General features: G+C 27.6%; 3 protein-coding genes. All 3 read left to right on the top strand.

What is annotated here, in order from left to right:
* The first annotated feature begins 588 nt into the window (after positions 1 to 588).
* The 3 genes from Q0F58_RS17700 (at position 589) to Q0F58_RS17690 (ending at position 3845) form a co-directional block, all read left to right on the top strand.
* On the top strand, positions 589 to 963 hold the full coding sequence (locus Q0F58_RS17700; protein ID WP_294379181.1) for a DUF6483 family protein: 375 nt from the start codon (positions 589 to 591) through the stop codon (positions 961 to 963).
* Positions 964 to 993: 30 nt separating this feature from the next.
* A complete protein-coding gene (locus Q0F58_RS17695) occupies positions 994 to 2247 on the top strand; it encodes an erythromycin esterase family protein (RefSeq protein WP_294379180.1) in 1254 nt (417 codons plus the stop codon).
* A 254-nt stretch (positions 2248 to 2501) separates the two neighbouring features.
* The gene (locus Q0F58_RS17690; protein WP_294379179.1) at positions 2502 to 3845 is read left to right on the top strand and encodes a triacylglycerol lipase; all 1344 of its coding nucleotides are present in this window, start codon (positions 2502 to 2504) and stop codon (positions 3843 to 3845) included.
* The last annotated feature ends 215 nt before the right edge of the window (positions 3846 to 4060 follow it).

Genomic DNA, 4060 nt, shown 5'->3' with positions numbered 1-4060 from the left:
GTGGAAAGATAGCTGAAGAAGGAACTCATGAACAGCTTATTAAAAAAGAAGGAATATATAAAAAATTTGTAAATGTACGTGAGTGCAGTACTTTATGGAGTATATAAAAAATATATTAAATGAGCAGTATGTTTAGATTTTGTATTTTATATGTATTAATATAAATATTAAATATAATTTTGATATTCAACATAAATTTATAGAATGTTTGAAAAATATTTATCAGTCAATAATGAAGTTATAGGTATATGCAGTGCAAAAGCAGGGATTACAAATGTTTAGTTGTTACAGCAGATATCTTAGAAAACAGCAGGTACAGAAATGGAAGTATCTGCTGTTTTTATTTTATAACTGATAAGATGACTATAATATTATGTGTCAAATATTTTTATTTTACAATGAGAAATGTTATAATTATAACCAATAAGTGGAAGGGGAGTTTGAAAAAATTATATATATCTGAATGATTAAATTGAGAAAAATATATGTCTAAATTAATAACGTATAATTGACAAGCTACGATGAATAATACATTATGAAGCTTTATTCTTTAGAATATGTAAATAAATTAAGGAAGGAAATTATGATATGTTTAAAAGAAATTATAATATGACACGAATAAGAGATATGCTGAAAATGGCATTAAAAATCACCTGCAATATTGATGAAGAATCACCAAGTATAGAATCATTGGAAGATGAACAGGACAAAAGCATCCTTGGCAGTTTAATTAAATCTGTTAATGAAGGAAATATAAATGAAGCAGAAAATGAACTATTTAACTTTATTAAACCTGAAAATAAGAATTATTTAAGAATTGCTTTACTATTTTATTCTTATTTAAATGAAAAAGATGATAATTTTCTAGAAGAAAATGATTTTGGAAGAGATGAAATTAAAACAGGTTTGAAAGATGTTATGTCAGCATATGGACTAGAGAGTCTTTCAGAAGCATTATTTTAAATGACATAAGTGTTTTGGGGGTTATTAATTATGAAAAAGAATAGGATATTATTATCAGCAGCAGCATTTATTTTAAGTATGATGTTTATTGCAGGATGTGGAAATAGTGCAGAAGTTGCAGCTGCTGATTCTTCAGTTCTGCAGACAGATATAAGTCAGTTATCTGTTCCAGAAAGTGTAAAGATTGTAGGTCTTGGAGAAGCAAGTCATGGAGCAAAAGAATATCAACAGATGAAGAAAGATGTATTTAAGTCTTTAGTGGAGCATAATGGCTGCCGTACATTTATTATTGAAGGGGATTTTGGCAGTGCGTTAAAGGTCGATAAATATATTCATGGAGGAGAAGGTACGGCTGAAAATATAGTATCAGAGATTGGGTTTGCAATTTATCATACACAGGAAATGGCAGATTTAGTTGAATGGATGCGTTCTTATAATGAACAGGTTCCAGAAGGAAAAGATCTGCATTTCTATGGTATGGACATGCAACGTTATGACAATAATAAGGAATATCTGTTTTCAGTTTTGGACAAGGCAGCTCCAGATTTAAGTGAAAAGTTTAAAAATGCTTTTTCAGATTTGACAGATGAAAACCGTACATCTTTAAAGTCAGATATTCTTAAACAAGCTGAAAGTGATGTACAGGAATTATTAAATCAATTAGATGTTAGAGAAAAAGAAATTGTAGCAGTTTGTGGTCAGGATGCCTTTGATTTTGCAAGAGAATGTGCAAATACAATTTTAGAATGTGGAGAATTGCTTGAAAGCAATTCGGATTACAATAAAATACGTGATAAGCACATGGAGGAAAAAATAGAGTGGTTTTTACAACATGGAGATGGCAGTGTTATTTTTATAAATGGACATAATGGGCATGTTGGAAAAACTTCTATTTCAAACTATAAATGTCTTGGGGCATTGCTTAATGAAAAATATGAGAGTTCTTATTTTGCTGTTGGAACAGATGCAGAAGATACAAAATTTAATTCTCAGGATGATGATGGTAACTTTACTGTAAAAGAAATAAAAAATACAGATGATTTTACAAAACAGTTTGAAAAGATTGATAGCAAATGCTATTATCTGGATTTTTCAAAAGTATCAGATAATGAACAGTGGCAGTCAATTTTAGCCCATAAACAATCAGTTACTTCATTGAATGTGGGGATTTATGGATGGCAGCAGGCTTTAAAGTTATTTTGTACTACAAATATAATTCCTAAAGATACTTTTGATGGGGTTATTGTATTTAGAGAAACATCTCCAACAACTTTATTAAATTAGCTGTAAACTATATTGAAATATTGAAAATGTATAAAATAAGCATTTATATATTTGTTTAAAAATTTCAGTGGTTTTAAGAGTTAATAAAGAAAAATTGAAAAATGTCTAATAAATAAGAAGGGAGATAGTTACTGTAAAACAAGTGACATTATAAAAAATGAAAAGAAATTATTAAAACTTAATCATCAATTAGCATATGTTTGGCAGATGATTTTTTGTAGATTTTGTAAGTTTTCAGTAACAGAAATAAGTTGATGAATAGTAAAAAATTTTACTTTAGATTTAGAAATATCCTTATATTTTTTATATTTATGAATATATTTGCAATTCTTAATTTTACAAAAATAAGTGGCGTGTATTGTGCAGCTGTAACAGTATTATTAATAATATTATATATTTATATAAACATAAGACCATTTAAAGAAAGAAAATTAAATAGAAGATTAAGGATTATGGTATCGGGATATGAACTTATTGTGGATATTACTTTGTCATTGATATTAGAAACTATAATTTATATTTTAGCATTATGTTTTAAATATGATGAAATAGGACTCAAAAATTTCATAATAAATGGGATTATAGCAGTATGTATTTGTATAATTCCACTTGTGAACGGAGTTTTTAGGACAATGTTTACCTCTAGAGATATTGGTATACTTAACAGAATATTAATTTTATTCTTGTGGTGGGTTCCTATTTTTAATATATTCATATTGAAAAACTGGTGCAAAAAAGTAAGATATGAGTATTATTTTGAGCAGAATAAACAACTTAGAAATGACTCAAGAAAAGAAAGTGAAGTATGCAGAACAAAATATCCTATAGTGCTTGTTCATGGCATATTTTTTAGGGACTGGCTGTTTATCAACTACTGGGGAAGGATTCCCAAAGAACTTATAAGAAACGGTGCACAGATATTTTATGGACATCAGCAGTCTTCAAATTCTGTAGCTAAAAGTGCACAGGAATTAAAGGAAAATATTTTAAAGATAATAGATGAGACTGGCTGCGAAAAAGTAAATATAATTGCACATTCAAAAGGAGGACTTGATTCAAGATATGCAATAAGCTGTTTAGGACTTTCAAAATATACAGCATCTCTTACAACTATAAATACACCTCATAGAGGATGTAAATATGTAGATTTTTTACTTAAAAAAATACCAGATGGTTTAAAGAATTTTGTTGCAAAAAAATATAATAATACTTTTATAAAACTTGGTGATAAAAATCCTGATTTTTTAGCGGGAGTAACAGATCTTACTGCATCAAGATGTGCTGAATTTAACAAAAATGTTAAAGATGCTGATGGTGTTTTATATCAGAGTGTTACTTCAAAAATGAAAGGAATATTTTCAGCATCATTTCCATTAAATGTGGGATATATATTTGCAAAACTTTTTGATGGGGAAAATGATGGACTAGTTGAAGTTTCTTCTGCAAAATGGGGAGAATGTTTAGGCGTTATAACACCTAAGCATAAAGGAATTTCACATGGAGACGTTATTGATTTGATGAGGCAGGATATAGAAGGTTATGATGTTTGTGAATCTTATGTTGAAATTGTAAAAGCTCTTAAAGAAAAAGGCTTTTAAGAAATTTAAAGATTTTATTAATAGTAATATATAGAAAAAATTAAGAAATAAAAAGTATAATATAAATATTGCAGAAATAATATGTAAAACAAGTAAATAAAAGTAATAAATTGTTTATAATTTGTATTTAGTTATAGAATACTATAATAGTGCATTTTTACTTGAATAATTTTACAGTTGAATAAAAAAACAGATTCTTAGGCTATTTTTAATGA

The organism is uncultured Clostridium sp., from assembly GCF_934754915.1.
Classification (GTDB): domain Bacteria; phylum Bacillota; class Clostridia; order Clostridiales; family Clostridiaceae; genus Clostridium.
Note: the sequence above shows the minus strand (reverse complement) of the source record. Positions and strands in the feature narration are given on the sequence as shown.